Genomic DNA, 21,774 nt, shown 5'->3' with positions numbered 1-21,774 from the left:
CACTCAAAACTTCCTCTCTCCCCACCCATCCCTAAACCTGCCACTGCTTTAGTCCGGAATCCACACGTAGGGGCTGCCTGACACCGTAATGCCCTCAGTCTTAGAGAAGCGAATCACCACCAGCCGCGAGCTGTCGCGACCCAGGTCGAGGTAGCCGCTGGCCCAAACCTCAGACCGCACCACGCCAGTGATCTCAAGGCGATAGCCGCCAGGGGGCAGGTAGAGGGTTTCTTGGCGATCAAAATTGTGGGGGCGATAGACCAGACGGTTGTTTAAGTAAACTGCGCCCCAGTCGTCACCGCGGGCATCAAACTCGATCCTGACCTGCTCGCTCTCTGGCTCAGGGCGGGGGTAGGGCAGAATAATGATCGATGGGCGAAAAATGTTTGGCGACTGCCGAATGATCACTCGTCGGTTCGAGCGAATAATGCGGTCTGACTCAGCGGTAGTGCCCTCTTGGGCCTGGGCGAGCGGCGCGCAGGGTAGGGCGATCGCCGCCGCTACCCCCCAAAGAAGCCGCCACCAGTGCTGGGTTGATTTCCTCGGAGCGGTCTTTGACCCCAGTCCTTTAAGAGACTTACTTTCATCCGCCTCAACCACCATCCCACTACTCCTTGACTCGCAGCCTCCAGTCCGATGGTAGTCGCCCCTGTTCTTAATCTAGAGAAGTCTGTGACTCTTAGCTAACCGGCGGTCAATTGACGGGTAGATATCCACACCCCAGGGCTGCTCACCCAATTCAGTAAAGTTGACTAAGATTTAGATAAGGAAAACCGGTTTGCCCAAACTTAGCGGCTAAGCTAGCTCTGAAGTCTGATTCAGCTTGTGCGATGGTCAAAGACCGGCCCAGGGGGCCATCGCCCTAACCGGGCACCTAAATCTATTTTGCCAAATCTATTTCGTCGTAGAGGATAGGGCTTTGAGTAACACCAGCAATTTTCGTGAAGCGATTAGTAAAGCCAAAGGGCAAACCCTGATTGGCCCCAACGTGATTAAGAATGCCCTGCCCTATGTGGGCGGCGGGCTGATTCTAACCGCTTTAGGCTCCTTTGGTGGCCTGAGCGTGATGGCCACCAACCCGGCCATCTTTATGCCCACCTTTTGGGTAGCGTTCGTTGCCCAACTCGTGCTTTTCTTTGTGGCGATGAATGTCGCCTCTAAGGGCAACAACAGCACTGCCCTACCCCTGCTCGCCACCTATAGTTTGCTTACGGGCTACACCCTCAGCGGCCTGCTGGCCGTTGCCCTGGGTACGTCTGGAGTTGGTGTCACTGGCATTGGGTTTGCGGCGCTGTCCTGCGGCGTTGTCTTCATTGCGGCTCGCCAAATTGGGTCTAACCTCTCCGAAGAAGATGGTTTTGCTCTGACCCGCACCATTGGCATTGGTGTAGTCGCCGTCCTCATTGCAGTGGTGGGTCAGTTCATCTTCGCCATGTTTGGCGGCCCCATTCCCCAGTTTCTCGACATCGCCATCTCTGCCTTTGGTGTGCTGGTGTTCTGCGGTGCTTCGGTTGTCGATTTCTTCATTCTGCCCCGCACCTACAAAGATGAGCAGTACCTGTCGGCCGCGCTGTCGATGTACCTCACCTACATCAACCTGTTTGTCTTCATTCTGCGTCTGCTGATCGCCATCAACCGCGACTAGTACGCCGCGAGGGTTTACCTTCCCTATTAAATCGAAGTCCCGGAATCCATGTGATTCCGGGACTTTTGTGTTTATGGCACTTGCTCAAACATGCACCCTGCTGAACTGTGCGATAGCAAAGGCTAGGTTGTCCACCCGCACGGTCTGGATAAATGGCAGTTGCTAGGCGCGATCGCCCTTACCGTTAGCCAACTTTATCCCGCTCGAAATCTACACGCCCGCAATCGATGGGGTATCGAATGTGGGCGTGTAGCGATTAACATCCTTTGCCAAGACAGTCCCGTCTCGTTCAATTGGGTCAACCATAGGCTTTAGAGCCTTCACCAACCTTGCTCAACTAAAAACTGCGTTTCGCGCCCCATCCTTCCTATACTGATACCTTGGTGTCCGTTACCCTTAGTCGCCCCGGATCAGTTTTAAGGAGTCCCATGTCTGTCATCCGCGCTCTGCATCAACAGTTGGTCAGCAAAGAACGCTCTGCGGTGGAGATTACCCAGAGCTACCTCGACCAAATTGCAGCCCTGGAACCCACAATTCGCAGCTACCTGACCGTGACTGGCGACCAAGCCCTGGCCCAGGCGGCCCAGGTAGATGACCGCATTGCCGCCGGGGAAGACATTGGCCTGCTAACCGGCATCCCCATTGCTTTGAAGGACAATCTCTGTACCCAGGGGGTACGCACCACTTGCGGGTCGAAGATTCTCGAAAACTTTGTGCCGCCCTACGAGTCAACGGTGACGGGAAAATTGCGGGATGCAGGGGCGATCGCCCTGGGCAAAACCAACCTTGACGAGTTTGCCATGGGCAGCTCCACCGAAAACTCCGCCTACCAGATCACCGGCAATCCCTGGGATGTGACTCGGGTGCCGGGCGGTTCCTCAGGTGGCTCTGCCGCCGCTGTGGCCGCTGGGGAATGTGCGGTAGCCCTGGGGTCCGATACCGGGGGCTCTATTCGTCAGCCCGCCTCGTTTTGTGGCGTGGTTGGGCTAAAGCCTACCTATGGGCTGGTTTCGCGGTTTGGCCTGGTGGCCTACGCCTCGTCACTCGACCAAATTGGCCCCCTATCCCGCACGGTGGAAGATGCTGCACTGCTGCTTCAGGGGATTGCGGGCCACGATCCCAAAGACTCCACTAGTCTGGATGTGAAGGTTCCCGACTACACCCAGTATCTTAAAACTGACCTCAAGGGTCGCAAGGTCGGCATCATTACCGAAACCTTTGCCGCTGAGGGCATTGACCCCGCCGTTAGAACGGCTACCGAGAAGGCCATTCAGCAGCTCAAGGAGCTTGGGGCTGAAATTCAAGAGATTTCCTGCCCTCGCTTCCCCTACGGGTTGCCCACCTACTACATCATCGCTCCTTCGGAAGCATCCTCGAACCTAGCCCGCTACGACGGGGTTAAGTATGGCGTTCGCAACAACAACGACAGCCTGATGTCGATGTACACCAAAACCCGCGCCGAGGGCTTTGGCCCCGAGGTGAAGCGGCGCATCATGATCGGCACCTATGCCCTGTCGGCGGGCTACTACGACGCCTACTACCTTAAGGCCCAAAAGGTGCGCACCCTAATTAAGCAAGACTTTGAGGCCGCCTTTGGTCAGGTCGATGTGCTGGTATGCCCTACGGCCCCCACCACTGCTTTCAAAGCGGGCGAAAAGGTAGACGATCCCCTCAGTATGTATCTGTCTGACCTGATGACGATTCCGGTGAACCTGGCGGGCCTGCCGGGGCTCAGCCTGCCCTGCGGTTTCGACGACCAGGGGCTACCCATTGGGCTGCAACTGATCGGCAATGCCCTACGCGAAGATCTGCTGTTTGAGGTGGGCTACGCCTACGAGCAGGCCACAGAGTGGCACCAGCGGGTGCCGTAGTCAACTGTTTAAACGAACTGGACGCAGCGTTGAGTTGAGTAGAATTCCCTAACTGGAGGCTTTTGACAGCCGTGTCTTCAGAAAGCCTGGCCTAATCCTGTCAGCTGCTGAAAAATCGTCACAGGGGAGTATAGGGAAGCGGGGCAAATACCCCATAATAGGCAGCAAGCAAGGGGCAAAGTTCTGTTGACCGTCACTGGTTCTCAACACCCACCCGCTTACTCACCTACTTCCTTCCTTTATTCCATGCCCATTGTCAAATTTCTCTTCGGCGTTCTGGGCATTGCAGGGGTCATCTATGTTTCGCTGTGCAGCTGGCTGTGGTTTGCCCAGCGGCGGCTGATGTATTTGCCTTGCCCGGCTATGGGCGTGACTCCGGATGCGTTTGGCGTAGTCTACGAAGATGTTTGGATTCCAACGGATGGGGCTGGACAGCTGCACGGCTGGTGGCTGCCGGCGAACTCGGGCAATGACCTCACCATCTTGTATCTCCACGGCAATGCTGGCAATGTCTCCAGCAATTTGGGCAAGGCGCTGCAGCTGCGATCGCTAGGTGCCTCTGTGCTGACCATTGACTACCGTGGCTACGGCCAGAGTTCTGGCCCCTTCCCCACTGAGCAGCGGCTTTACGAAGACGCTCTGGCTGCCTGGCGGTTTTTGCAGGTTGAGCAAGGCGTCATGCCTCAACACCTGGTGATTTATGGCCATTCTCTCGGCGGGGCGATCGGCATTGAGTTGGCTACCCAGGTGCCCCATCTTGCAGGCCTGGTGGTCGAGGCGTCATTCACCTCCATGGCCGATATGGCGACCCTCTCGCAGTACAATCGTTGGTTTCCGGTGCGTCAGCTGCTCACCCAGCGGTTTGAGTCAATCACTAAGGTCAACCATCTAAAGGCTCCCACCCTATACCTTCATGGCTTGGCAGACGCCTCAGTACCGGCTGTCATGAGCGAGATGCTCTACCAGGCTACGGGCGGGCCAAAATCCCTTTGGCTGGTGCCCAATGCCGACCACAACGACCTGCCTGACTGGGCTGGTGAAGAGTTTGAGCAGCGGCTGCGCCAGTTTTTGCAGAATTATGTGTTGGCTAAGCATTAAATGGCAGCAATTGCTCTGCAAAGCCGGTCTGAACTCTGTTCGTAGCGGCGACCTTTAGGGATCTGACGCTCACCTCCCTTATCCACTTACTCCCAACGTCAGCCCCCAACTCAAGAGCTGGCCTGTAGCGCCAGGGGCGTTATCCACTGCCCGCAACCGCCAGGTTCCTTGAGCTGGCTGGCCCAGGAGCCGCATTAGCACTGGCGTTGTTTGCAGCGTGTAGGTAGTGCGCAGTTCCGTTTGGCGGCCCAAAGTGCGGCCTTGAATAAGAGCCGTAGTGCCGTTAGGAGAAACCAGCGTTAGGCTGATATCTCCCAAAAATGGGTGGTCAAGGCTGACCTCGACCTGCACATCGGCTACCGTTCCAGTGACGGCTACGGCCACGCTGCTCTCCACTCCACCTGGCTGGTTGTCAGGTATGCCCCGCGCAGTCTGGTTTTGCTGCTGCACGATCCGACCCACTTGCCGCCCCGGCAAAGCCCGCCGCTGGGCCTCGCGCACCGCTGCTGCTGCATTGACTTTGCCGTAGCCAAACCACTGAGAGTGGCCATTGGCGTTGTAGGTGCCGTGTTGAAGGCCGAGCTGGGGGTCGGGGGTGCGATCGACAATTTTGTCGGCGGTGGCCTGCAAGATTTCGCGCACCTGCCGTGCTGTCAGACTGGGGTTAACCGAGAGCATCAGCCCCGCTACTCCCGCCACCACTGGGCAAGAGCTAGAGGTGCCGCCAAAGGTGTTGGTGTAGTCTTCACCGGAGTAGCCGGCGGCCTGGGTGCGATCGCTCGTCACCATGCCCCGCCCCGGCTGGTACTGAGTCAGCGGTGGCCCAGTTTGCACATTGCCCACTTGGGGTAGGGTCATGTTGGGTGGCGCGTTGTTGCTGGGGGCTGTCACGGCGATATGTTCGCCCCAGTTGCTGTAGGCAGCCTTGGTGCCCAGGCTGGTCGAGGCAGACACCGCAATCACGTCAGGGTGAATGGCAAACCCGCTCAGCCACCGCGTGGGGCCGCTGAGAGCATTTTTAGGCCACTGGGTCTCGTTAATGGTGCCGCTGACGGGGCGGTTAGCATTGCCCGCCGAAAAGACAATAACGCAGCCCTTGCCGTTGCGCCCGGTGGTGGCAGCTCGAGTCAGCGCATGGGTCTGCCGCAGGGTGAGGGGAAAGTAGTTCGATGCCGGTGACCAGCTACAGACGATTACGGCGGCCCCCCGACGCGCCGCCTCATTGAACAGCTGCTCGATCGCTCCATCGTCGATAAAGCCGGTGGTGCGAATGGGCAAAAAGGCGCAGCCAGGGGCCACCCCAACGATGCCGGTGGCATTTTCTTCGCCAATAGCCAGTCCGGCGACGGCGGTGCCGTGGTTTTCATTCTGCTTAGCGGGCAGGGGCAGAGCGTCTTTATCTTGCAGATCTAGCGGTGCTACCAGCTTGCCAACCCCCTGAAGATCGGGATGGTTGAGGTCAAACCCGTCATCGCTGACGGCGATCACCACCGATCTGGACCCCCGGGTAATATCCCAAGCCGCCTCCGCTGAGATGTGTGACCCTGCCGCCAGGCTCGGGCCACCGTTGTGAAACAGGTGCCACTGCTGAGGGTAGCGATCGTCTGTGGGGCGGTAGAGGCTGCCGGTTTCTATAGACAGGTTTGGCTCTGCTGCCAGCACCATCTCTAGCGCTATCAGTCGGTTAGCAATTTTGATTGGATTTTCGGTCGCCGCTGAGGTAACCTGCACCACAAAGGCGTTGGGCATGCCCTCCAGAGGGTTTTCGATGGCGATGCCCAAGCTACCCAAAATGGCGTCAATCGTGGCCGTAGTCGTGTCAGGGGCAAACTGCACCGTTAGCTGGTCGGTTAGATAGACCCAGGTTTGAGGGCTATCGACCAAGCGATATACATGGCTGGCAAAACGGACCGTCGGGTTTTGGCGGGCCGTGGTTAGAGCTACTTCCAATCTGTTTTCAGCCATCTGCCACTCCACCAGTTGCCCTCCAGCCACCGCACGCACAGCCAGAGGGTGCAGACGCTGTTGCAGCGGTTCTAACGCTGTGGCTGCCGTGAGACGGGTAATAAAACGGGTGGGTACTTTTTCGAGCAGCAGCTCTTCGCCGCCGCGCTGCAGGATCTCTCCTCGAAAATCGCTGCGGGGGCCACCATGGGGCAAACGAGCATCTGAGGAAAATCCGGTCATCGATCTGATGGGCTCCAACAGGAACTTTTGGTCGCTAGAGCAGTCTGTGACCTGGCTGTGGCGCTAATTTCTAGCCCTGGGTAGGTGTCTGGCTGAGCCAAAAGTCGGTACTGCGCCATACCGAGATGATAAGATACCCCAGTGTTTTTCTGTTTAGTTGTCTCGTCCTGCTCATTGTCCCTCACTGCGTTTTACTCTATGGTCGTTTTCACCCGTTTTCTGCGTCAGTCTTGGGGCGGTTGTGCCGCCGCTGCCCTATCTATTGCCCTGGTTGCAGGGGGATCTGGGGTGGCCCTGGCCCAGGAGGCTGGCGGCTCTGACCCAGCGCGGCCTCTGAACCAGGCCAGCAGCGCTCTCAGCATTGCTTCGGGGCAGCAGCTGATGACCGAGGCCAATGCTGCGATCGCTGACCAAAACTACCCTCTGGCTGAAGAGAAGCTCAAGGCGGCGAGAGATAGTTTCAACCAGATCTCGACCTTCTACCAAGAGCTGGCGCAAATGTTTGTCGGTGTCGACACGCAGATCAACCGCAGCAACCGAGAAAAAGCGCTTGAAACCGCTCAGCTGCGCGACCAGGCTACCTACCAGCTGGCGTTGGTTTATCGATCGCAAAATCAGGCCAGTGAGGCAGTGCCCCTGCTGATGGAAATTCTGCGCAGCCAGCAGCCCACTCGCGATCTGGGCCAGCGAGCCTATCAACAGCTGTTTGAACTGGGCTTTGTCGATGAACCCTACAACGGCCGGGCAGCTACTACCCCAGTTGAGCCAACCGAGCCGGGTGAAGCAGCCGAGCCGACCGAGCCAGCCGAACCGACCGAGTAGACGATCGCAGCGGCGGTTTTCGCGGTTGCCTATAGCTAGATTCAATGCCCCGGGTTAGCGATCGAGGGTTGCTCCTGGCAATATGGTCCTAGGGGATTCGAGTAATCCCAGCTACCCATCCCACAAGGAAACTGTTCATGATTACTCCCGATCAGGTTAGCGCCATGATCAAGTCTGGCCTTCCCGATGCCGATGTGCAGGTGCAAGATTTGACCGGCGGCGGCGATCATTACCAGGTGGTTGTGGTTTCGTCGCAGTTTGCGGGGCGCAGCTTGGTGCAGCAGCATCAGCTGGTTTATGGAGCGGTGCGCGAGGCCATGTCCTCCGAGGCTATCCATGCGCTAGCTTTAAAGACATATACCCCAGAAGATTGGGCCGCTCAAAGCGCCTGAGCCTGGGCATCGATTTGCCTCAATTGTTTACTCCGTTCTGCAAGGGTATTGACGCTATGGATTCGGCAACTAAAGAAAGGCTCGATCAGCTGGTTCAAAACAACACCATCGTGGTGTTTATGAAGGGCAACAAGCTCATGCCCCAGTGTGGTTTCTCCAACAACGTTGTGCAAATTCTCAACGTGCTGGGTGCCCCTTTTGAAACGGTCGATGTGCTGGCTGACCCAGATATTCGTCAGGGCATCAAGGAATATTCCAACTGGCCTACCATTCCCCAGGTGTACATCAATGGCGAGTTTGTCGGTGGTTCCGACATTCTCATTGAGCTGTACCAAAACGGCAAGCTCCAGGAGATGGTTGAGATCGCCCTAGCTTCTTGAAGATTTGGGGTAAAGACAAGGGCTAAGTTTAGCTTTGCGAACAACTCCGCTTAACTCCTGTTCATGAGAGGTTGAGCGGAGTTGTTGCCTTGGCAAACAGGCAATGCCAATGCGAGGCGTTGCCCAAGTGCTCGTTCGTCATAGAGGGTACCTGGGCTAGGCGATCGCCGCTTGTAGATGGCTGCGATCGCGATCCGGTCCGCTCCAATATGCAGTTTTGCTGGGGTAGCAGGGGTAAATCTCTGGAATATTGAGCCTCGACCGCTTCCTCACATTGTGGCAGCAGCTTGTTGATCACTTAGGATTGCTAGGGTGAATTCAGACCTTCGCATCGCGTCATGTCCCCAACTACCCTGCCGGTTGCCTTTCAGCAGCGTCTCGACCAATCTGCCATCACGCGCCCGATGGTGCGGCTGTGGCTGCTGGCCGCCAGCCTGATCGCCCTAGACGGGTTTGACTTTTTTATCATTGGGGTTGCTCTGCCATTTTTGCAGCGTGACCTTGATCTAGGGCCAGCAGCAGTTGGGGCCGTGGCGGCGGCAGCAGTGGCCGGTTCGCTGCTGGGCTCATTGTTTCTCGGGCCGCTCACCGATAAATTGGGCCGCCAGCCCATGCTGATTGCCGACGTCATTTTGTTTGTAGTAGCTACCGCTGGCACCGCCCTGGCCTGGAACCTGTCTTCGCTACTGGTCTTTCGGGTATTGGTTGGGGTGGCGATCGGAGCCGACTATCCTATCAGCGTGGCCTACATTGTCGAAAACGTACCTACGCGCCACCGCGATCAGCTAGTGATTGGAGCCTTCTCCTTTCAGGCGGTGGGGGCGCTGCTAGGGGCGCTAGTGGGCATCGCCACCCTGTATGAATTTTCTGTGGGCTATCCAGGTGACGAGCAGATGGCTATTCACTACGCCTGGCGCTGGATGCTAGGGGTGGGGGTAATTTTAGCGCTGGGAGTGGCCTTAGCGCGCCTAGCGGTTTCCTTAGAAAGCCCTGCTTACCTACTGGCCCAAGAGGACTATGAAGGAGCATCTAATATGGCCTCTGAGCTACTGGGGGAGACCGTTATCCTAGAGCCCGATCGCAGTTCACCAGATGGCCAACTCCAGCTCCGCTATCGAGATCTGTTTGCGCCCACCTACCGTCGCCAAACGCTGCTGGCTTCGGTGCCCTGGTTTTTGCAAGATATTGCTACCTATGGGGTGGGCATTTTTACCCCGGTTATTTTGGGTGTTTTAGTCTTTGGCGAATCGTCTAACCTGGTGACGCAGACCCTAGCCTCGGCCAAAGGCTCGGCGCTGGTCGATATCTTTTTAATCCTTGGCTTTCTGCTGGCGGTGCTGCTAGTTAAGCGGCTGGGGCCGATTGTGCTGCAAATCGTTGGCTTCTTGGGTATGGCCCTAGGCCTGGGGCTGCTGGCAGCCTCGACCGGGCTGCCACCCGAGAGCCGTGCGGCTCTTGGGTTAATTTTTGGCGGCTTTCTGCTGTTTAACCTGTTGATGAATGCAGGTCCCAACGCCACCACCTTTCTACTTTCGGGAGCGGTGTTTCCGGCTGCGATTCGAGCTAGTGGGGCTGGGTTGGCGGCTGCCTTAGCCAAAGCTGGCGCTGTGTTGGGGACCTTTGGGTTGCCGGTTCTACAGCAGACCCTAGGGTTGGCCCCAACACTGGGGTTGTTGGCGGTGTTGTGTGGGGTAGCTGCTTTGGTGACCTTTGTCTACCGTCGAGAAGCATCACAACTGCGACTACTCGGTGATAGGGCAGATGAGGCGATCGCCCCATCATTGCCTGAATAAGCGATTTCCTAGTGGTAATGAGGTAACCCTGAGCATGGCCAAAGCATCAGTGGCAAGCATGGGGCAATGCCCAGCAGTAACCCTAGGCAATTTGCACGTTTCAAATTGAGTGAGTTGGCGAACAATTCATACCTAGCTGCTCTGAAGGAGCCCTCAGCTCGCCGTCATTGCTGAAGCGGGTGCTTCTTCACTCTCGGGGGCAACTTCTTCAAAGCGAATCACGTCCTGGCGAGGGCTGGCATGGCTAACCCGCACCTGAAACTGCTCCCCTAGAGCTACAGCCCGGTTGAAGCGCATGGCCAACTCTAGGCCCAAATCTTCTACCATAATCAGCCCTAGTCCTTCGTCTTCTCGCAGCCAGCGCAGCAGCATCACTTCCCACACCCGGTCTTGGTGACGGCGCAGGTATTCTAAGGACCAGTAGCGCTTGGTTTGGCGCTCGACTAGGGTGGCTTCGTAAGCCGCAGAACTGGCTCCAATGGCCAACTCGGTCACTTCTGTGGAGGAAAAGGGCAGCGGCTCGCCCCGTAGGTGAGCTTTGAGTTGAAAGTGGGTTACCAAGTCGAGGTAGCGCCGAATGGGGGAAGTGACCTGACTATAGCTGTCTAGCCCTAGGGTGGCATGGCGGCTGGGGGTAATACCCACTTCACTGCGGGTCATGCAGCGGCGAATAGCCGAGTCACGCACCCAACCCGTGGGCAGCTGGATGAGTTCTTCATCCGAGGGCAGCTCGGGCTGGGGCTGGCTGCGAAAGGGAATTGCCAGGGCGTGGGTTTGCCCATAGCGAGCGGCTACTTCTCCCGCTAAAATCATCATTTCGGCCACCATCTGCCGGGCCGTGGAGTCGTTGAAGACCTCGATAACAATGTCATCTTCGGCCTCAGACACCTTGATGCTCGACTCGGGCATGTTGATGCTGATCGCCCCTTGGGTGAGCCGCCACCGGCCTCGCACCTTGGCCCAGTGGGCTAACCCTTGCAGCTCGGGCTCAGCGGTAATGCCCAGCTCCAACATTTCGTCAACGTCGTCGTAGGTCAGCCGATAGGTAGGACGAATTAGCGTGGGGTGAATTTGATAATCCTGAATATCGCCATCGGCTGTCAGGGTGATGCCAAAGCTGAGGGCACAACAGGTTTGGCCCTGAATGAGACTCATAGCCCCGGTCGCCAGCTCCATCGGGAACATGGGAATCATGCCGGTGGGCAAATAAACGGTGGTGCAGCGGCGGCGAGCTTCTAAATCCAGATCGTCTCCGGGCATAAGCCAGCGGGTCGGGTCGGCAATATGAATCCAGATACGCTGGGTGCCATCGCCTAGAGTCTCTAAGCTCAAGCCGTCGTCAATTTCTTGGGTGCTGGCGTCATCTACGGTGTAGGCCTTGAGGTGGGTGAGGTCTACGCGGTGGGCATCGGGGTCAGGCGGCGGAGACTGGAGACGCTGCTGCGCCATGGTAAGGGTTTCCTCAGAGAAGTGACCAGGAATTTGGCTGCGCCTGAGAGCCAGGTTTTCGTGGACGCTCCACAATCCCAGTGACACTAGGGTATCAAATGCACCCGCCGCTGTCGGGTTAGTACCCAGAGCATTAAGAATTTCTACGGCCTGGGTGCGCTGACTCGACTCGTCGCCAAACAGCGCCAGGCGCTCGAGGATTTCGAGACGGGGCCGATCGCTCTTTTCCCACCCGACGGTCTCTCCCGCCATGGCCTGACGGGCCTTGGTGATAAACGATTCCCACTCGTGCTGGCGCTGGGCCTCGCGTTCGAGCTGTAGCCGTAGCTCATCAACTTGGGCAGCAGGGCGAGGTTCGTAGCGATCGCCCTTTTGCTTAAAGAAAATCTTGTCCTCTACTAGCAGTCGGTGGGCTGCGTAGCAAAAGGTGGGGCTCTGGTCAGAAAACAGCAGCTCTGCCAAGGTGGCTGGGTCAGCAGATTCTCCAGATTCAATTAAGAACTCCCAGGCAATTTCTAGGCTGGAGGGATCAATATATGATCCAGCCTCGGTCGCGAAGGGACCAATGTCAGTGGGTTTATAGGTGTTACCGCTGACCTCATAGGTGAGGTCGCGGGGATGAAGGGTGTGGGCTTGACCGCGCTCGTCGATCACTACCCAGTTCTTTTTGCCCTCGGGGCGATCGACAACCCCTAGACGGGGCTGCCCCTGGTGCTTAAATTCGACTAACGTTCCTTTGTCAACCAAGCCAACACCCTAGCGATCGCCATCCCTAGCCTAGCCTAGCCTTCCCCATTCACATAGGGCAGCAGGGCGATAATCCGCGCCCGCTTGATGGCTGTGGTGAGTGCCCGCTGTTGTTTAGCGGTCAAGCCAGTGATGCGGCGGGGCAAAATTTTGCCGCGCTCGGTGATGAACTTACGAAGCAGATCGACATCTTTGTAGTCGATCGGGTCTTCGGGCTTGATTGGAGATACTCGACGACGAAAATAGGCCATGGGTACTAATTACTTGATTTCTTTGTGGATAGCGTGCTTGTTGCAGTGGGTGCAGAACTTCTTGAGTTCGATGCGGTTGGTCGTGTTACGACGGTTTTTTTGGGTGGTGTAGCGCGATACACCGTTAGAGCGCTTGTCGGGGTTGGTCCGGCATTCGGTGCACTCTAGGGTTATGACGAGGCGGACGCCTTTAGCCATGACTGTTTACCTGAAAATAGGGCGGGCAGAAATAATACACAGTCTTTCATTATTTCATAGGCTGCTCAGATCTGCCAAATTTGATTTTTTGAAACTTCGGCCAAAGAGTGGAGCTAGTAGGGTGCATTCGCGAAGCAATGCATCACGAGACTCGATATTATGGCTGAGAAGGCGTGCGGTGCACAATTTGGGTCAAAGCCACATCTACTGCTGGGGCCATTTCGCTGGCCCCAGACCCCCATCGAGAAAGGCGTTCCGCCGCCCTTCACCCCACGGAAAGGACTAACCGATCATCGGTTTTAACCTCTGTTCTGCCAATCAACCTGTGAGCAACATTCACCCTCTTACCCCCTCACCTTCCTCAATACCCATCTACCCATCCACCCATCTACCCGCCTACCCTTCCACCTTCTGCTCCACGCCAAACCCAACCAGCGCTAGGCTATCCAACGCATCTCCCTCTGCGGGGCGGTGGTAGTTGAGAATGCGGCGAATGCGCATGTTGGGGTTGACTAGCAGAATGGAGTCGACGGAGACCACGCGGGTGTAGGGGGTGGTCATGAGCAGTTCGTGGTTGCTCTGGTTGTAGGTGAAGGTGGAGATGATCGGGCGGTCTTCTTCGTAGGCGCGATCGCGCAAATAATCTCCCGATAGCATGGTCCCCTCTTGCTGCTTGGGCACAAATAGGGCTCGCAGCTCCTGAGAGACTTCTTCGCCTTTGTCAGACACGGTGTGGAAGGCGAGCTGAAAGCCGGGCAGCTGGTCGATATTATCTATCTGGTTGTAGCCGTTGTCGGCTAGCACTTTGCGCCGCAGCTCGGGGGTGATGGCATCGACGCGAAAGTCGGTGTGCGATCGCTCCACATCTTGCTGGGCAATGTAGTGGTAGGTGCGCTCAATCGACCATTGGCCAATGCAGCAGTTGAAAAAGTAGGTGATGTCGGCTAAATCCATTCTGTTAGCCCAAAGGAGTGCATTACCTCCTACGGTACCAGGGTTTGCGGAGGCTCTCATCAACCGCCTAAGACCCTGCCTTCAACGCATTCCAGCCTTAAGTATTAATGCTTACAGAATCTCCCGTGAGACTGCGTAGGATAGGCGACAAGTTTGGCTAAATCACCCGCTTGGGTCATTGTCGGACGCCTGCCAGCCTATTATGATAGGTACTAAAGTTAAGAAGTTTAACAATCTTACTTTTTCGGATTGACTTTTGCTGCTCCATGTCCCTCTCTTTGGATGGCTGACTATGCCCCTCTCCACTGATGTTGCCCGCATTTTGGCCGAACCTTTGGTGCAAGCCTTTTTTCAAGACACTGCCGGAGACTGGCGCTCGGAGCGTCGCTACTACACCCTCAAAAGCGGCGAAACTCAGGAAGTAGTGAGCCAGATTACTATCGAGTTTCTAGAAGCTGGGGCTGATCAGCTTTTGGAACTTGCTACCTTGCACCAGTTGGATCCTCAAAAGCCACTAATCTGCGGCACCACCGTCACTTGGGAAAGCGAGTACGTGGGCACTGGCAAAAAGCCCGTGGCTGGCAGTACCATTTTTGGGGTGCGGGGGACGACGTTGTACCGCGATCGCGGCTTTGCTACCTCTAAACCTGTCACCGCCCAATACCACTTCACCGACAGCCGCACCCTGGTGCTCAAAACCCAGTACAACGACTCCTCTTTTGAAGAGGAACTACGGCTGATTGGCCAGCGCTATCGCACCCGCCAAACGGTCATTTCCCGTGCTGGAGAACAGATTATGATTGGGCAATACCTGGAAACTCGCCTTTAAGGTTAATTTTGGGGCCTAGAAGCTGCTGGGCAAAGGCTTCCTCGGTTTAGCATTCTGCTATAGCTATTGCTAGAGAAAAGAGAATGCTGATCGATCTGAGCCACACCGTAGAGCACGGCATGATTACCTACGAAGGTATTCCTGGCCCCATCATTTGCGATTTTCTCAGCCGAGAAGCCTCGCAGGCCCACTACGCCAAAGGCACCACTTTCCACATTGGCAAAATCGAAATGGCGGCCAACACCGGTACGTACATCGATTCGCCCTTTCATCGCTATGCCGAGGGCAAAGATTTATCAGAACTGCCTTTAGAATCCATCGCCGATGTCGATGGGCTACTGTTTCGGGCTGACCCAGCGCAACGGGCGATCGGCCCAGAGTTGTTTGCAGGGGCAGCGGTTCAGGGCAAAGCTGTACTTGTACATACCGGGTGGTCTCAGCACTGGCGTACAGCCCAATACTTTAAGGGGCATCCCTTTCTAACCGCAGCGACGGCAGAGTGGCTCAAAACCGCTGGTGCTCGATTGGTGGGCATTGACTCGCTCAATATTGACGACACTAGCGATGGCCATCGCCCTGTGCATTCAATCTTGTTGGGTGCAGATATTCCCATCGTTGAGCACATGTGCAACCTCGAAAGTCTTCCCGAGTCAAAATTCAAGCTACACGCCGTGCCCGTTAAGGTCCAGAACTTCGGCACCTTCCCCGTACGGGTTTACGCGGTTACGTAACTATATTGATTGCTGCATGTAGCGTTTCGTCAGGCCCAGTCGAAGCTGACAAGATTTCCCTAACCTACGCTTGAGCCGTAATCCATGGAACGCTTAGTTAGCCACGGCGCATCCTTCGGGCACATTGCCTTGGTCAGAAAGCTTTGGGTTAGGCGAGCGGTTCATCATAGTGCAGCGAGGCACAGGGTTTGGCAGCGGTTAAGCACCGCCTGACGCTACTCCGCAAATATTAGGACCTTCTAGAATCTTTAGCGGGTTTGAACGACGGTAGGGCTCACCAAGCCCCAGTGAGGGTTGCCGTCGCCCGTGGTTAGGCTGACCCAGCCTAGTCCTTCGCTGGTGCCCACCCAGATCTTGTTGCCTGTGTTGGGTGACAGTGACAGAATGCGCCCGGAGGGCAGAGATGGCACCTGACCCAGCAGTTCGCCGCTGTCGGGCTTGATCTTAAACAGACCTGTGGTGGTGCCCACCCAAACATTTCCGGCCTGGTCAAACTCGACCGTTTGCACGTTTTTGTCGCGCATTGTCCCCACCGATCGCACCAGCTCAGACCGCACCGGGTCTACGACCAAAAGACTGCTGGCTGTGCCAACCCAGAGATTTCCCTCGGGGCCGAGGGTGAGCGACTGCACCGCGCCGCCGGGCAGGTCGCTGACTTCGCGAACGGGGAAGGCATTGGCCGTATTGATCTGTACCAGGCCGCTGAGGGTGCCAACCCAAAGGTTGTTGTTGCCGTCGAGGGCGAGGGCGTTGGCGCTCACCCCCGGCAGGCGCTGCACGGTGGTCATGAGCAGGCCGCGATCGGGGCTGATCATAACTAGGCCGCGATCGGTACCGGCCCAGAGAAAGCCGCGGCTGTCTACCAACATCGACAGCACCCGGTTAGAGGGCAGGGTGAAGTTTTGAGTGGTAATGACGTTAGTGCGTGGGTCGACCCGTACTAGGCCGTCATAGGTGCCTACCCAAATCCGCCCGACCCGATCTTGGGCTAGAGATTCTAGGGTGCGGCTAGGCATTCTGACGCGTTGCAGTACTTGCCCGGTTTCGGGGTTGATGCGAGATAGCCCTGCCCAGGAGCCGACCCAGAGGTCGCCAGTAAAGTCGGGCTGTAGGGCGGTAACGCGATAATCGCTGGTGAGGGGAGCTTGGGCGATCGCAGGGGCCGGGGAACGATGGGCGTCGAGAGCGAAGGGTGATAGACGCGGAGCGGTTTCCCCAAGGGTAAGGGATGGCTGATGAAAACTTCCCGGTGACAGCGTTAGCGACGATAGAACCAGCAGGCTTAACATAATCTCTCCCCACGGTTTGCGGTGGCGTGCAATAGCCCCTAATGGATGACTATCAAGGGTTTGGGCACCTCAAGCGTTACAGTATATCGACAATTTCAGAGAGCGGAGTCTTTGGGGAGATTTTACCTGCCAGCACTGTCGGGGCCTAGAACACGGCTTGCTTCAAAGAACTTGAGAAACCCACACCTAGGTTCATCTGGATTCATAGTTTTTAGTTATGAATGTATACAGATCTTCCAAAATTAAACTTATCCAATCGCTGATAGTATGCTAACCATACGGTAATTAAAAATACTAAAAGCATTTGCAGGGTTAGCCGTTTTGAGGGCTGGTTTTGAGGGTGCTTTAGTATTTCTACTCGTCTCAAATTAGCGTGGACTGACCGGGGCTTGGGCTGAGCAGAGGCTTCCTTAACTGAGGAAGCTTGTTTGTGTGTGGCTAGGCTGCAGGGGTTCGCTTGAGGGATTTCTTAGATTCACAGGAAGGGAGACATGTCTTACTCTCAGACGACGACTCAATCAAAAGCTGGATACAGCGCCGGGGTTAAGGACTACAAACTGACCTACTACACCCCGGATTACACGCCTAAGGATACCGACATCCTGGCGGCGTTCCGGATGACTCCCCAGCCCGGCGTACCGCCCGAAGAGTGCGCTGCTGCTGTGGCCGCTGAATCTTCCACCGGTACCTGGACTACGGTGTGGACCGACCTACTGACCGACATGGATCGGTACAAGGGTCGTTGCTACGACATCGAGCCCGTGCCCGGTGAAGACAACCAGTACATCTGCTATGTGGCTTACCCCCTCGACCTGTTTGAGGAAGGCTCGGTTACCAACCTACTGACCTCCCTAGTCGGTAACGTGTTTGGCTTTAAAGCCCTGCGCGCCCTGCGTCTCGAAGACCTGCGCATTCCCGTGGCCTATCTGAAGACCTTCCAAGGTCCTCCCCACGGTATTCAGGTAGAGCGCGATCGCCTCAACAAGTACGGTCGTCCCCTGCTGGGCTGCACCATCAAGCCCAAGCTCGGTCTGTCGGCGAAGAACTACGGCCGCGCCGTGTATGAGTGCCTGCGCGGTGGTCTCGACTTCACCAAGGATGACGAGAACATCAACTCCCAGCCCTTCCAGCGCTGGCGCGATCGCTTCTTGTTTGTGGCCGATGCCATTCACAAGTCCCAAGCTGAAACCGGTGAGATCAAGGGTCACTACCTGAACGTCACCGCCGCCACCTGCGAAGAGATGATCAAGCGGGCCGAGTACGCCAAAGAACTCGACATGCCCATCATCATGCACGACTTCTTGACCGGTGGCTTTACCGCCAACACCAGCCTGGCTCACTGGTGCCGCGACAACGGTGTGCTGCTGCACATTCACCGCGCCATGCACGCTGTAATCGACCGTCAGAAGAACCACGGTATTCACTTCCGTGTGCTAGCTAAGTGCCTGCGGATGTCCGGTGGTGACCACATTCACACCGGTACCGTTGTGGGTAAGCTAGAGGGCGATCGTGCCGGTACTCTGGGCTTCGTTGACCTGCTGCGCGAAAACTACATCGAGCAAGACAAGTCTCGCGGTATCTACTTCACCCAAGACTGGGCTTCCATGGGCGGCGTCATGGCTGTGGCCTCCGGTGGTATCCACGTGTGGCACATGCCCGCGCTGGTGGAAATCTTCGGCGACGACTCCGTGCTGCAGTTTGGTGGTGGTACTCTGGGCCACCCCTGGGGTAACGCGCCGGGTGCTACCGCTAACCGCGTAGCTCTAGAAGCTTGCGTTCAGGCCCGTAACGAAGGCCGTGACCTGGCCCGCGAAGGTGGCGACATCATCCGCGAAGCCTGCAAGTGGTCGCCCGAACTGGCTGCCGCCTGCGAATTGTGGAAGGAAATCAAGTTCGAGTTCGACACCGTTGACACCATCTAGATGACAGTTGGGTACTGCGGTACCCGCTGGGCGACGGCTCAGGGCGCGTTGGCAGTTCACCGATTTGCAGGGTCTCAAAATTTTTTGGAATGCTGCACAAGTTACCGAATCTTCAAACCATTCGGGCTTAGATCAGGGCTACCAACCGCCCCCATGGTGGGGTCTACGTCAATCGTTCGAGAGACACCGATGGACCTTAAGCAATCAGCTAAAGACACCGCTAAGGTGCTCACTAGCTATCTGACTTTTCAGGCCGTGAAAACGGTGCTGGATCAGCTCAAGGAAACCAACCCCTCCCGTGCCTATTGGCTCAACGCGTTTTCGACTAAGGAAGCGCTCCAGGATGGTGAAGCCTACCTGAGCGCCCTGCTGGAAGAAAGCGCAGACCTGGCGATTCGGGTGATGACCGTGCGGCAGCACATTGCAGAGGGTATCTGCGAGTTTTTGCCCGAGATGGTAGTCACCAGTATTCAGCAGGCCAATATGGAACACCGCCGCCAGCATTTAGAGCGCATTACCCAGCTCGGAGATGCCGAACACGCCGTAGATTCAGAATTTGTTGAGGACACTGATGTCCCGCAAGAATCCACGGCTGACAGCGACCCCTCCCCTGAGTAGGCGATTGAGTTCAACTCTGTTGCTCATTCATTTAGTTCACGGCGTCAGCCGATCGCACCCTAGTCAACCTAACGAGGACCTATGAAAACTCTGCCCAAAGAGCGTCGTTTTGAAACGATGTCTTACCTGCCCCCGCTCACCGATGCCCAAATCGAGCGGCAAATTGCCTACATCCTGAAGCAGGGCTATTTCCCCGCTATTGAGTTCAACGAAGCCTCGAACCCCGAGGAGTATTACTGGACCATGTGGAAACTGCCCCTGTTCAATGCCAATTCTACCCAAGAAGTGTTGAGCGAAGTGCAGGCCTGCCGTTCTGAGTACTCCAACTGCTACATCCGCGTGGTGGGCTTTGACAACGTCAAGCAGTGCCAGATCGCTAGCTTCATCGTGCACAAGCCCGGTGCTACCAGCAGCGGCTACCGCTACTAAGGTCTTACCTGTAAAGGGTTAGACAACAAGACAAAGGGCGGCGAGGATTTCCTCGCCGCCCTTTATGTTTTAGAGTTCTGCTGAATGATTTACTGGCCCGCTTCGAAGATCTCGTTGGCCGTTAGCCGCAAATTCGGCACTCCTGGCGGGACAATATTGTCTTTCTGGCGAAAAAGCTGAGTTTCGTAGGCGCCATTAGCCCAGCGGCAAATAGTAATGGTCGGTTGCTTAGGATTGCCAATGTAGCGGCGACCGCCTAGGCCCAGGTAGTCCACAATCTAGTATTCACCAATGCCCATGGCTTCATAATCTTCAAACTTACGGGCGTAATCATCGGGCCAGTTGGTTGAGACAACTTCCACTAAGAGCTTGATCGAACTGGCCAGGGTAAGCACCGATTCCCGCTTCCACAGAGGCTCTTGGGCCAGCGCGGCGGTATCTACCAATAGCACGTCTGGCTTATAGCTACTCTCATAGCCCAAGGGCTGCTCAATACTGTGTTGGGTATGAAATAGTTGAGGTTTTCCTGCTCTAGGAGAACATTAAACTTGCGGTTCAATAAACCTACTACTTGCTCATGTGCCCCCGTCGGCTGCATTTCAACTACCATTCCATCGTGCAGCTCGTAGCGCCCGGTTTCTGGCAACCAGGCCAAAAACTCCTGCAAGGTCATGTACGGCTGAGATAACGCCTGAACCATTGGTTTAACCCCATGTCGGCATCAATGAATGATGCTCTTGAGCGCAGAGGACTGGTAGGGTTTGTGCCCACTTGCTAGCCCTAAACTGATTCTACAAGCTAGCTCTTAGCCTAGCGGTTGGTGCAGGTGGCCAGCAGTTGCTGGTCTAGCTCCGAGAGGGTGGCGATCGCATGCAGGCCCTCTAGCTCAGTTACCCCGGCCCCGCCGCTGCTGCTGGCGATATTAGCATCGGCTACCATCGCTACCGAATAGCTTGATTCGCTCTGGTCGTAGGCATCGGTGATTACCAGGTCAAGGGCACCGTTGCCTACTGTGCCGCGCACGCAGTCAAAGGACGACGAGGGCTGATAGATGGCTCCATTCAGTCGGCCTTCCTGAGCTTCAAATACAAAGTAGATGGCCCCCACCGTATCAGCCACTGGCGACTCACCGTAGAGATAGGTGCCGTTGGGGATGCCGGGGGTGCTACCCGATGCGCCACCGGCCATGGCTGAGAGCCCGACCACAGCGGCGGCAGCAGTAGCTAAACGACGCAGGCTGGTCTGGACGCGATCGCCCCCGGTGAGGAGTTCGGTTTGGGCAGAATAAGTGGGGGAAGAAGCCATAACGGGGGGATTTCATGCGACATAAGTAATATCCCTCTAATTACCGATGCCCATGGTGATAGCCTCCCTTAGCAAGGGTGACGTTAGTAAGGTGAAGGTGTGATCTAGATCAGTCTTGGTTGCTATGGTCAGACGCCCAACGCATCAACCGCTGCAACCGTCGCACCCTAGGCTATTTTGGTGCAGTGTCGGGTTGCTCGCACTTGCTATAGAAGGATGCTCTTTAGGCCCAACGAGGGGCGTTGAACCAATAAACCCGGCCCTGAAAGTACCTGCCCTAACGGCACCTCAAAATCTTGCTGTAGAACTAGAAACGCCTCGTCCTGAGCCCGCCACTGTTTGGCAGCACCTCCAGCAGGCTGATGGGCAACTCTATGCAGTGCTGCTGCGCCACGCCCTAGCCCCAGGCACAGGTGACCCGGCTAATTTTCGTCTGGATGACTGTACGACCCAGCGCAATTTATCTACTGAGGGGCAAGACCAGGCGCGGCGCATTGGGGCAGCGTTTCGACAGCGAGACATTGCTGTGGTGCAGGTTTTGTCTAGCCAGTGGTGCCGATCGCTCGACACCGCCACGCTGATGGATCTAGGGCCAGTGGAACCGTTCGAGCCGTTAAACTCATTCTTTAGCGATCGCAGCCCTGCCGCCGAGCAAACTGCCCAAATTCGCGACTATCTGCGCCGCCAGCCCGACCGGGGCGTCATTGTGATGGTTACCCATCAGGTCAACATCACGGCGCTGACTGGGGTGGTACCCGGCTCTGGGCAGGCCGTTGTGGTGACTCTCGATGAGGCAAGGAATTTAGTGCAGGTAGGGTTGTTGGATGCAGGGGAGTAGCTATAGGTGGAAAAGAGGGCAATAAA

25 protein-coding genes are annotated in these 21,774 nt (G+C 56.4%); 13 read left to right on the top strand and 12 right to left on the bottom strand.

Going from position 1 to position 21,774, the window contains the following annotated elements:
- Positions 1 to 48: 48 nt before the first annotated feature.
- A complete protein-coding gene (locus NC979_RS22945; RefSeq protein ID WP_190519836.1) occupies positions 49 to 603 on the bottom strand; it encodes a hypothetical protein in 555 nt (184 codons plus the stop codon).
- Between the two features lie 316 nt (positions 604 to 919).
- On the opposite strand from NC979_RS22945, the gene NC979_RS22940 reads away from it, so the two are divergent.
- The 3 genes from NC979_RS22940 to NC979_RS22930 all read left to right on the top strand — a co-directional run bounded on the left by NC979_RS22940 (position 920) and on the right by NC979_RS22930 (position 4,614).
- Positions 920 to 1,645: a Bax inhibitor-1/YccA family protein gene (locus NC979_RS22940; protein ID WP_190519834.1), complete on the top strand. Its 726-nt coding sequence runs from the start codon at positions 920 to 922 to the stop codon at positions 1,643 to 1,645.
- A gap of 428 nt (positions 1,646 to 2,073) precedes the next feature.
- Complete coding sequence (gatA, locus tag NC979_RS22935) at positions 2,074 to 3,516, top strand: Asp-tRNA(Asn)/Glu-tRNA(Gln) amidotransferase subunit GatA (protein ID WP_190519832.1); 1,443 nt, start codon at positions 2,074 to 2,076, stop codon at positions 3,514 to 3,516.
- Positions 3,517 to 3,762: 246 nt separating this feature from the next.
- Positions 3,763 to 4,614 carry an alpha/beta hydrolase gene (locus tag NC979_RS22930; protein WP_242024040.1) on the top strand — a complete coding sequence of 284 codons (852 nt, stop codon included), beginning with the start codon at positions 3,763 to 3,765 and terminating at the stop codon, positions 4,612 to 4,614.
- A gap of 78 nt (positions 4,615 to 4,692) precedes the next feature.
- Here NC979_RS22930 and NC979_RS22925 read toward each other — a convergent pair whose 3' ends face one another.
- A complete protein-coding gene (locus tag NC979_RS22925; protein ID WP_190519828.1) occupies positions 4,693 to 6,801 on the bottom strand; it encodes a S8 family serine peptidase in 2,109 nt (702 codons plus the stop codon).
- A gap of 198 nt (positions 6,802 to 6,999) precedes the next feature.
- Here NC979_RS22925 and NC979_RS22920 point away from each other — a divergent pair, with 198 nt between their 5' ends.
- The 3 genes from NC979_RS22920 to grxD all read left to right on the top strand — a co-directional run bounded on the left by NC979_RS22920 (position 7,000) and on the right by grxD (position 8,395).
- Positions 7,000 to 7,623 carry a hypothetical protein gene (locus NC979_RS22920; protein WP_190519826.1) on the top strand — a complete coding sequence of 208 codons (624 nt, stop codon included), beginning with the start codon at positions 7,000 to 7,002 and terminating at the stop codon, positions 7,621 to 7,623.
- A gap of 137 nt (positions 7,624 to 7,760) precedes the next feature.
- On the top strand, positions 7,761 to 8,015 hold the full coding sequence (locus tag NC979_RS22915; RefSeq protein ID WP_190519824.1) for a BolA family protein: 255 nt from the start codon (positions 7,761 to 7,763) through the stop codon (positions 8,013 to 8,015).
- Between the two features lie 56 nt (positions 8,016 to 8,071).
- Positions 8,072 to 8,395, top strand: coding sequence for a Grx4 family monothiol glutaredoxin (gene grxD / locus NC979_RS22910; protein ID WP_190519821.1), 324 nt, complete (start codon positions 8,072 to 8,074; stop codon positions 8,393 to 8,395).
- Between the two features lie 61 nt (positions 8,396 to 8,456).
- Here grxD and NC979_RS22905 read toward each other — a convergent pair whose 3' ends face one another.
- Positions 8,457 to 8,693: a hypothetical protein gene (locus NC979_RS22905; protein WP_190519819.1), complete on the bottom strand. Its 237-nt coding sequence runs from the start codon at positions 8,691 to 8,693 to the stop codon at positions 8,457 to 8,459.
- 40 nt (positions 8,694 to 8,733) lie between these two features.
- Between NC979_RS22905 and NC979_RS22900 the strand changes: the two genes are divergently transcribed.
- The gene (locus NC979_RS22900; RefSeq protein ID WP_190519817.1) at positions 8,734 to 10,188 is read left to right on the top strand and encodes an MFS transporter; all 1,455 of its coding nucleotides are present in this window, start codon (positions 8,734 to 8,736) and stop codon (positions 10,186 to 10,188) included.
- Positions 10,189 to 10,341: 153 nt separating this feature from the next.
- Here NC979_RS22900 and NC979_RS22895 read toward each other — a convergent pair whose 3' ends face one another.
- The 4 genes from NC979_RS22895 to NC979_RS22880 form a co-directional block, all read right to left on the bottom strand.
- Positions 10,342 to 12,384: a ribonuclease catalytic domain-containing protein gene (locus NC979_RS22895; RefSeq protein WP_190519815.1), complete on the bottom strand. Its 2,043-nt coding sequence runs from the start codon at positions 12,382 to 12,384 to the stop codon at positions 10,342 to 10,344.
- A gap of 35 nt (positions 12,385 to 12,419) precedes the next feature.
- A complete protein-coding gene (rpsR, locus tag NC979_RS22890) occupies positions 12,420 to 12,635 on the bottom strand; it encodes a 30S ribosomal protein S18 (RefSeq protein ID WP_073610307.1) in 216 nt (71 codons plus the stop codon).
- Between the two features lie 9 nt (positions 12,636 to 12,644).
- Positions 12,645 to 12,833 (bottom strand): 50S ribosomal protein L33, encoded by a 189-nt coding sequence (gene rpmG / locus NC979_RS22885; RefSeq protein WP_190519813.1) that lies wholly within the window; start codon positions 12,831 to 12,833, stop codon positions 12,645 to 12,647.
- A gap of 396 nt (positions 12,834 to 13,229) precedes the next feature.
- The gene (locus NC979_RS22880) at positions 13,230 to 13,787 is read right to left on the bottom strand and encodes a phycobiliprotein lyase (RefSeq protein ID WP_190519811.1); all 558 of its coding nucleotides are present in this window, start codon (positions 13,785 to 13,787) and stop codon (positions 13,230 to 13,232) included.
- A 292-nt stretch (positions 13,788 to 14,079) separates the two neighbouring features.
- On the opposite strand from NC979_RS22880, the gene NC979_RS22875 reads away from it, so the two are divergent.
- Together NC979_RS22875 and NC979_RS22870 are read left to right on the top strand one after the other, a co-directional pair.
- Entirely contained in the window at positions 14,080 to 14,616 is a 537-nt protein-coding gene (locus NC979_RS22875; protein WP_190519809.1) for a phycobiliprotein lyase, read from the top strand.
- 83 nt (positions 14,617 to 14,699) lie between these two features.
- Entirely contained in the window at positions 14,700 to 15,347 is a 648-nt protein-coding gene (locus tag NC979_RS22870; protein WP_190519807.1) for a cyclase family protein, read from the top strand.
- Positions 15,348 to 15,595: 248 nt separating this feature from the next.
- Here NC979_RS22870 and NC979_RS22865 read toward each other — a convergent pair whose 3' ends face one another.
- Positions 15,596 to 16,636 (bottom strand): ligand-binding sensor domain-containing protein, encoded by a 1,041-nt coding sequence (locus tag NC979_RS22865; protein WP_190519805.1) that lies wholly within the window; start codon positions 16,634 to 16,636, stop codon positions 15,596 to 15,598.
- Between the two features lie 491 nt (positions 16,637 to 17,127).
- On the opposite strand from NC979_RS22865, the gene NC979_RS22860 reads away from it, so the two are divergent.
- The 3 genes from NC979_RS22860 to NC979_RS22850 all read left to right on the top strand — a co-directional run bounded on the left by NC979_RS22860 (position 17,128) and on the right by NC979_RS22850 (position 19,605).
- Positions 17,128 to 18,558, top strand: coding sequence for a form I ribulose bisphosphate carboxylase large subunit (locus NC979_RS22860; RefSeq protein WP_026072509.1), 1,431 nt, complete (start codon positions 17,128 to 17,130; stop codon positions 18,556 to 18,558).
- 189 nt (positions 18,559 to 18,747) lie between these two features.
- Entirely contained in the window at positions 18,748 to 19,176 is a 429-nt protein-coding gene (gene rcbX / locus NC979_RS22855; RefSeq protein WP_190519803.1) for a RuBisCO chaperone RbcX, read from the top strand.
- 81 nt (positions 19,177 to 19,257) lie between these two features.
- Positions 19,258 to 19,605, top strand: a complete 348-nt coding sequence (locus tag NC979_RS22850) for a ribulose bisphosphate carboxylase small subunit (protein ID WP_190519800.1) — start codon at positions 19,258 to 19,260, stop codon at positions 19,603 to 19,605.
- A gap of 89 nt (positions 19,606 to 19,694) precedes the next feature.
- On the opposite strand, the gene NC979_RS22845 is transcribed toward NC979_RS22850, so the two are convergent.
- The 4 genes from NC979_RS22845 to NC979_RS22830 form a co-directional block, all read right to left on the bottom strand.
- The gene (locus NC979_RS22845; protein ID WP_242024039.1) at positions 19,695 to 19,880 is read right to left on the bottom strand and encodes a hypothetical protein; all 186 of its coding nucleotides are present in this window, start codon (positions 19,878 to 19,880) and stop codon (positions 19,695 to 19,697) included.
- A gap of 3 nt (positions 19,881 to 19,883) precedes the next feature.
- The gene (locus NC979_RS22840) at positions 19,884 to 20,087 is read right to left on the bottom strand and encodes a Uma2 family endonuclease (protein ID WP_255524824.1); all 204 of its coding nucleotides are present in this window, start codon (positions 20,085 to 20,087) and stop codon (positions 19,884 to 19,886) included.
- The gene (locus NC979_RS22835; RefSeq protein ID WP_431191114.1) at positions 20,045 to 20,278 is read right to left on the bottom strand and encodes a Uma2 family endonuclease; all 234 of its coding nucleotides are present in this window, start codon (positions 20,276 to 20,278) and stop codon (positions 20,045 to 20,047) included. The genes NC979_RS22840 and NC979_RS22835 overlap by 43 nt, the downstream gene beginning before the upstream one ends.
- Positions 20,279 to 20,415: 137 nt before the next feature.
- Positions 20,416 to 20,910 carry a hypothetical protein gene (locus tag NC979_RS22830; RefSeq protein WP_190519798.1) on the bottom strand — a complete coding sequence of 165 codons (495 nt, stop codon included), beginning with the start codon at positions 20,908 to 20,910 and terminating at the stop codon, positions 20,416 to 20,418.
- A 193-nt stretch (positions 20,911 to 21,103) separates the two neighbouring features.
- On the opposite strand from NC979_RS22830, the gene NC979_RS22825 reads away from it, so the two are divergent.
- Complete coding sequence (locus NC979_RS22825) at positions 21,104 to 21,748, top strand: histidine phosphatase family protein (RefSeq protein WP_199308866.1); 645 nt, start codon at positions 21,104 to 21,106, stop codon at positions 21,746 to 21,748.
- The last annotated feature ends 26 nt before the right edge of the window (positions 21,749 to 21,774 follow it).

The organism is Leptolyngbya subtilissima AS-A7, from assembly GCF_039962255.1.
Classification (GTDB): domain Bacteria; phylum Cyanobacteriota; class Cyanobacteriia; order Phormidesmidales; family Phormidesmidaceae; genus Nodosilinea.
The sequence above is the reverse complement of the archived record's forward strand: the minus strand, read 5'-3'. Positions and strand labels throughout refer to the sequence as shown.

Excerpts from the sequence above, each read along its gene's own strand:
- gatA (WP_190519832.1), top strand. The coding sequence starts at position 2,074 with ATGTCTGTCATCCGCGCTCTGCATCAACAGTTGGTCAGCAAAGAACGC.
- NC979_RS22925 (WP_190519828.1), bottom strand. The coding sequence starts at position 6,801 with ATGACCGGATTTTCCTCAGATGCTCGTTTGCCCCATGGTGGCCCCCGC.
- NC979_RS22920 (WP_190519826.1), top strand. The coding sequence starts at position 7,000 with ATGGTCGTTTTCACCCGTTTTCTGCGTCAGTCTTGGGGCGGTTGTGCC.
- rcbX (WP_190519803.1), top strand. The coding sequence starts at position 18,748 with ATGGACCTTAAGCAATCAGCTAAAGACACCGCTAAGGTGCTCACTAGC.
- NC979_RS22900 (WP_190519817.1), top strand. The coding sequence starts at position 8,734 with ATGTCCCCAACTACCCTGCCGGTTGCCTTTCAGCAGCGTCTCGACCAA.
- NC979_RS22865 (WP_190519805.1), bottom strand. The coding sequence starts at position 16,636 with ATGTTAAGCCTGCTGGTTCTATCGTCGCTAACGCTGTCACCGGGAAGT.
- NC979_RS22875 (WP_190519809.1), top strand. The coding sequence starts at position 14,080 with ATGCCCCTCTCCACTGATGTTGCCCGCATTTTGGCCGAACCTTTGGTG.
- NC979_RS22860 (WP_026072509.1), top strand. The coding sequence starts at position 17,128 with ATGTCTTACTCTCAGACGACGACTCAATCAAAAGCTGGATACAGCGCC.
- rpsR (WP_073610307.1), bottom strand. The coding sequence starts at position 12,635 with ATGGCCTATTTTCGTCGTCGAGTATCTCCAATCAAGCCCGAAGACCCG.
- rpmG (WP_190519813.1), bottom strand. The coding sequence starts at position 12,833 with ATGGCTAAAGGCGTCCGCCTCGTCATAACCCTAGAGTGCACCGAATGC.
- NC979_RS22830 (WP_190519798.1), bottom strand. The coding sequence starts at position 20,910 with ATGGCTTCTTCCCCCACTTATTCTGCCCAAACCGAACTCCTCACCGGG.
- NC979_RS22930 (WP_242024040.1), top strand. The coding sequence starts at position 3,763 with ATGCCCATTGTCAAATTTCTCTTCGGCGTTCTGGGCATTGCAGGGGTC.
- NC979_RS22915 (WP_190519824.1), top strand. The coding sequence starts at position 7,761 with ATGATTACTCCCGATCAGGTTAGCGCCATGATCAAGTCTGGCCTTCCC.
- NC979_RS22945 (WP_190519836.1), bottom strand. The coding sequence starts at position 603 with ATGGTGGTTGAGGCGGATGAAAGTAAGTCTCTTAAAGGACTGGGGTCA.
- NC979_RS22880 (WP_190519811.1), bottom strand. The coding sequence starts at position 13,787 with ATGGATTTAGCCGACATCACCTACTTTTTCAACTGCTGCATTGGCCAA.
- grxD (WP_190519821.1), top strand. The coding sequence starts at position 8,072 with ATGGATTCGGCAACTAAAGAAAGGCTCGATCAGCTGGTTCAAAACAAC.
- NC979_RS22870 (WP_190519807.1), top strand. The coding sequence starts at position 14,700 with ATGCTGATCGATCTGAGCCACACCGTAGAGCACGGCATGATTACCTAC.
- NC979_RS22850 (WP_190519800.1), top strand. The coding sequence starts at position 19,258 with ATGAAAACTCTGCCCAAAGAGCGTCGTTTTGAAACGATGTCTTACCTG.
- NC979_RS22835 (WP_431191114.1), bottom strand. The coding sequence starts at position 20,278 with ATGACCTTGCAGGAGTTTTTGGCCTGGTTGCCAGAAACCGGGCGCTAC.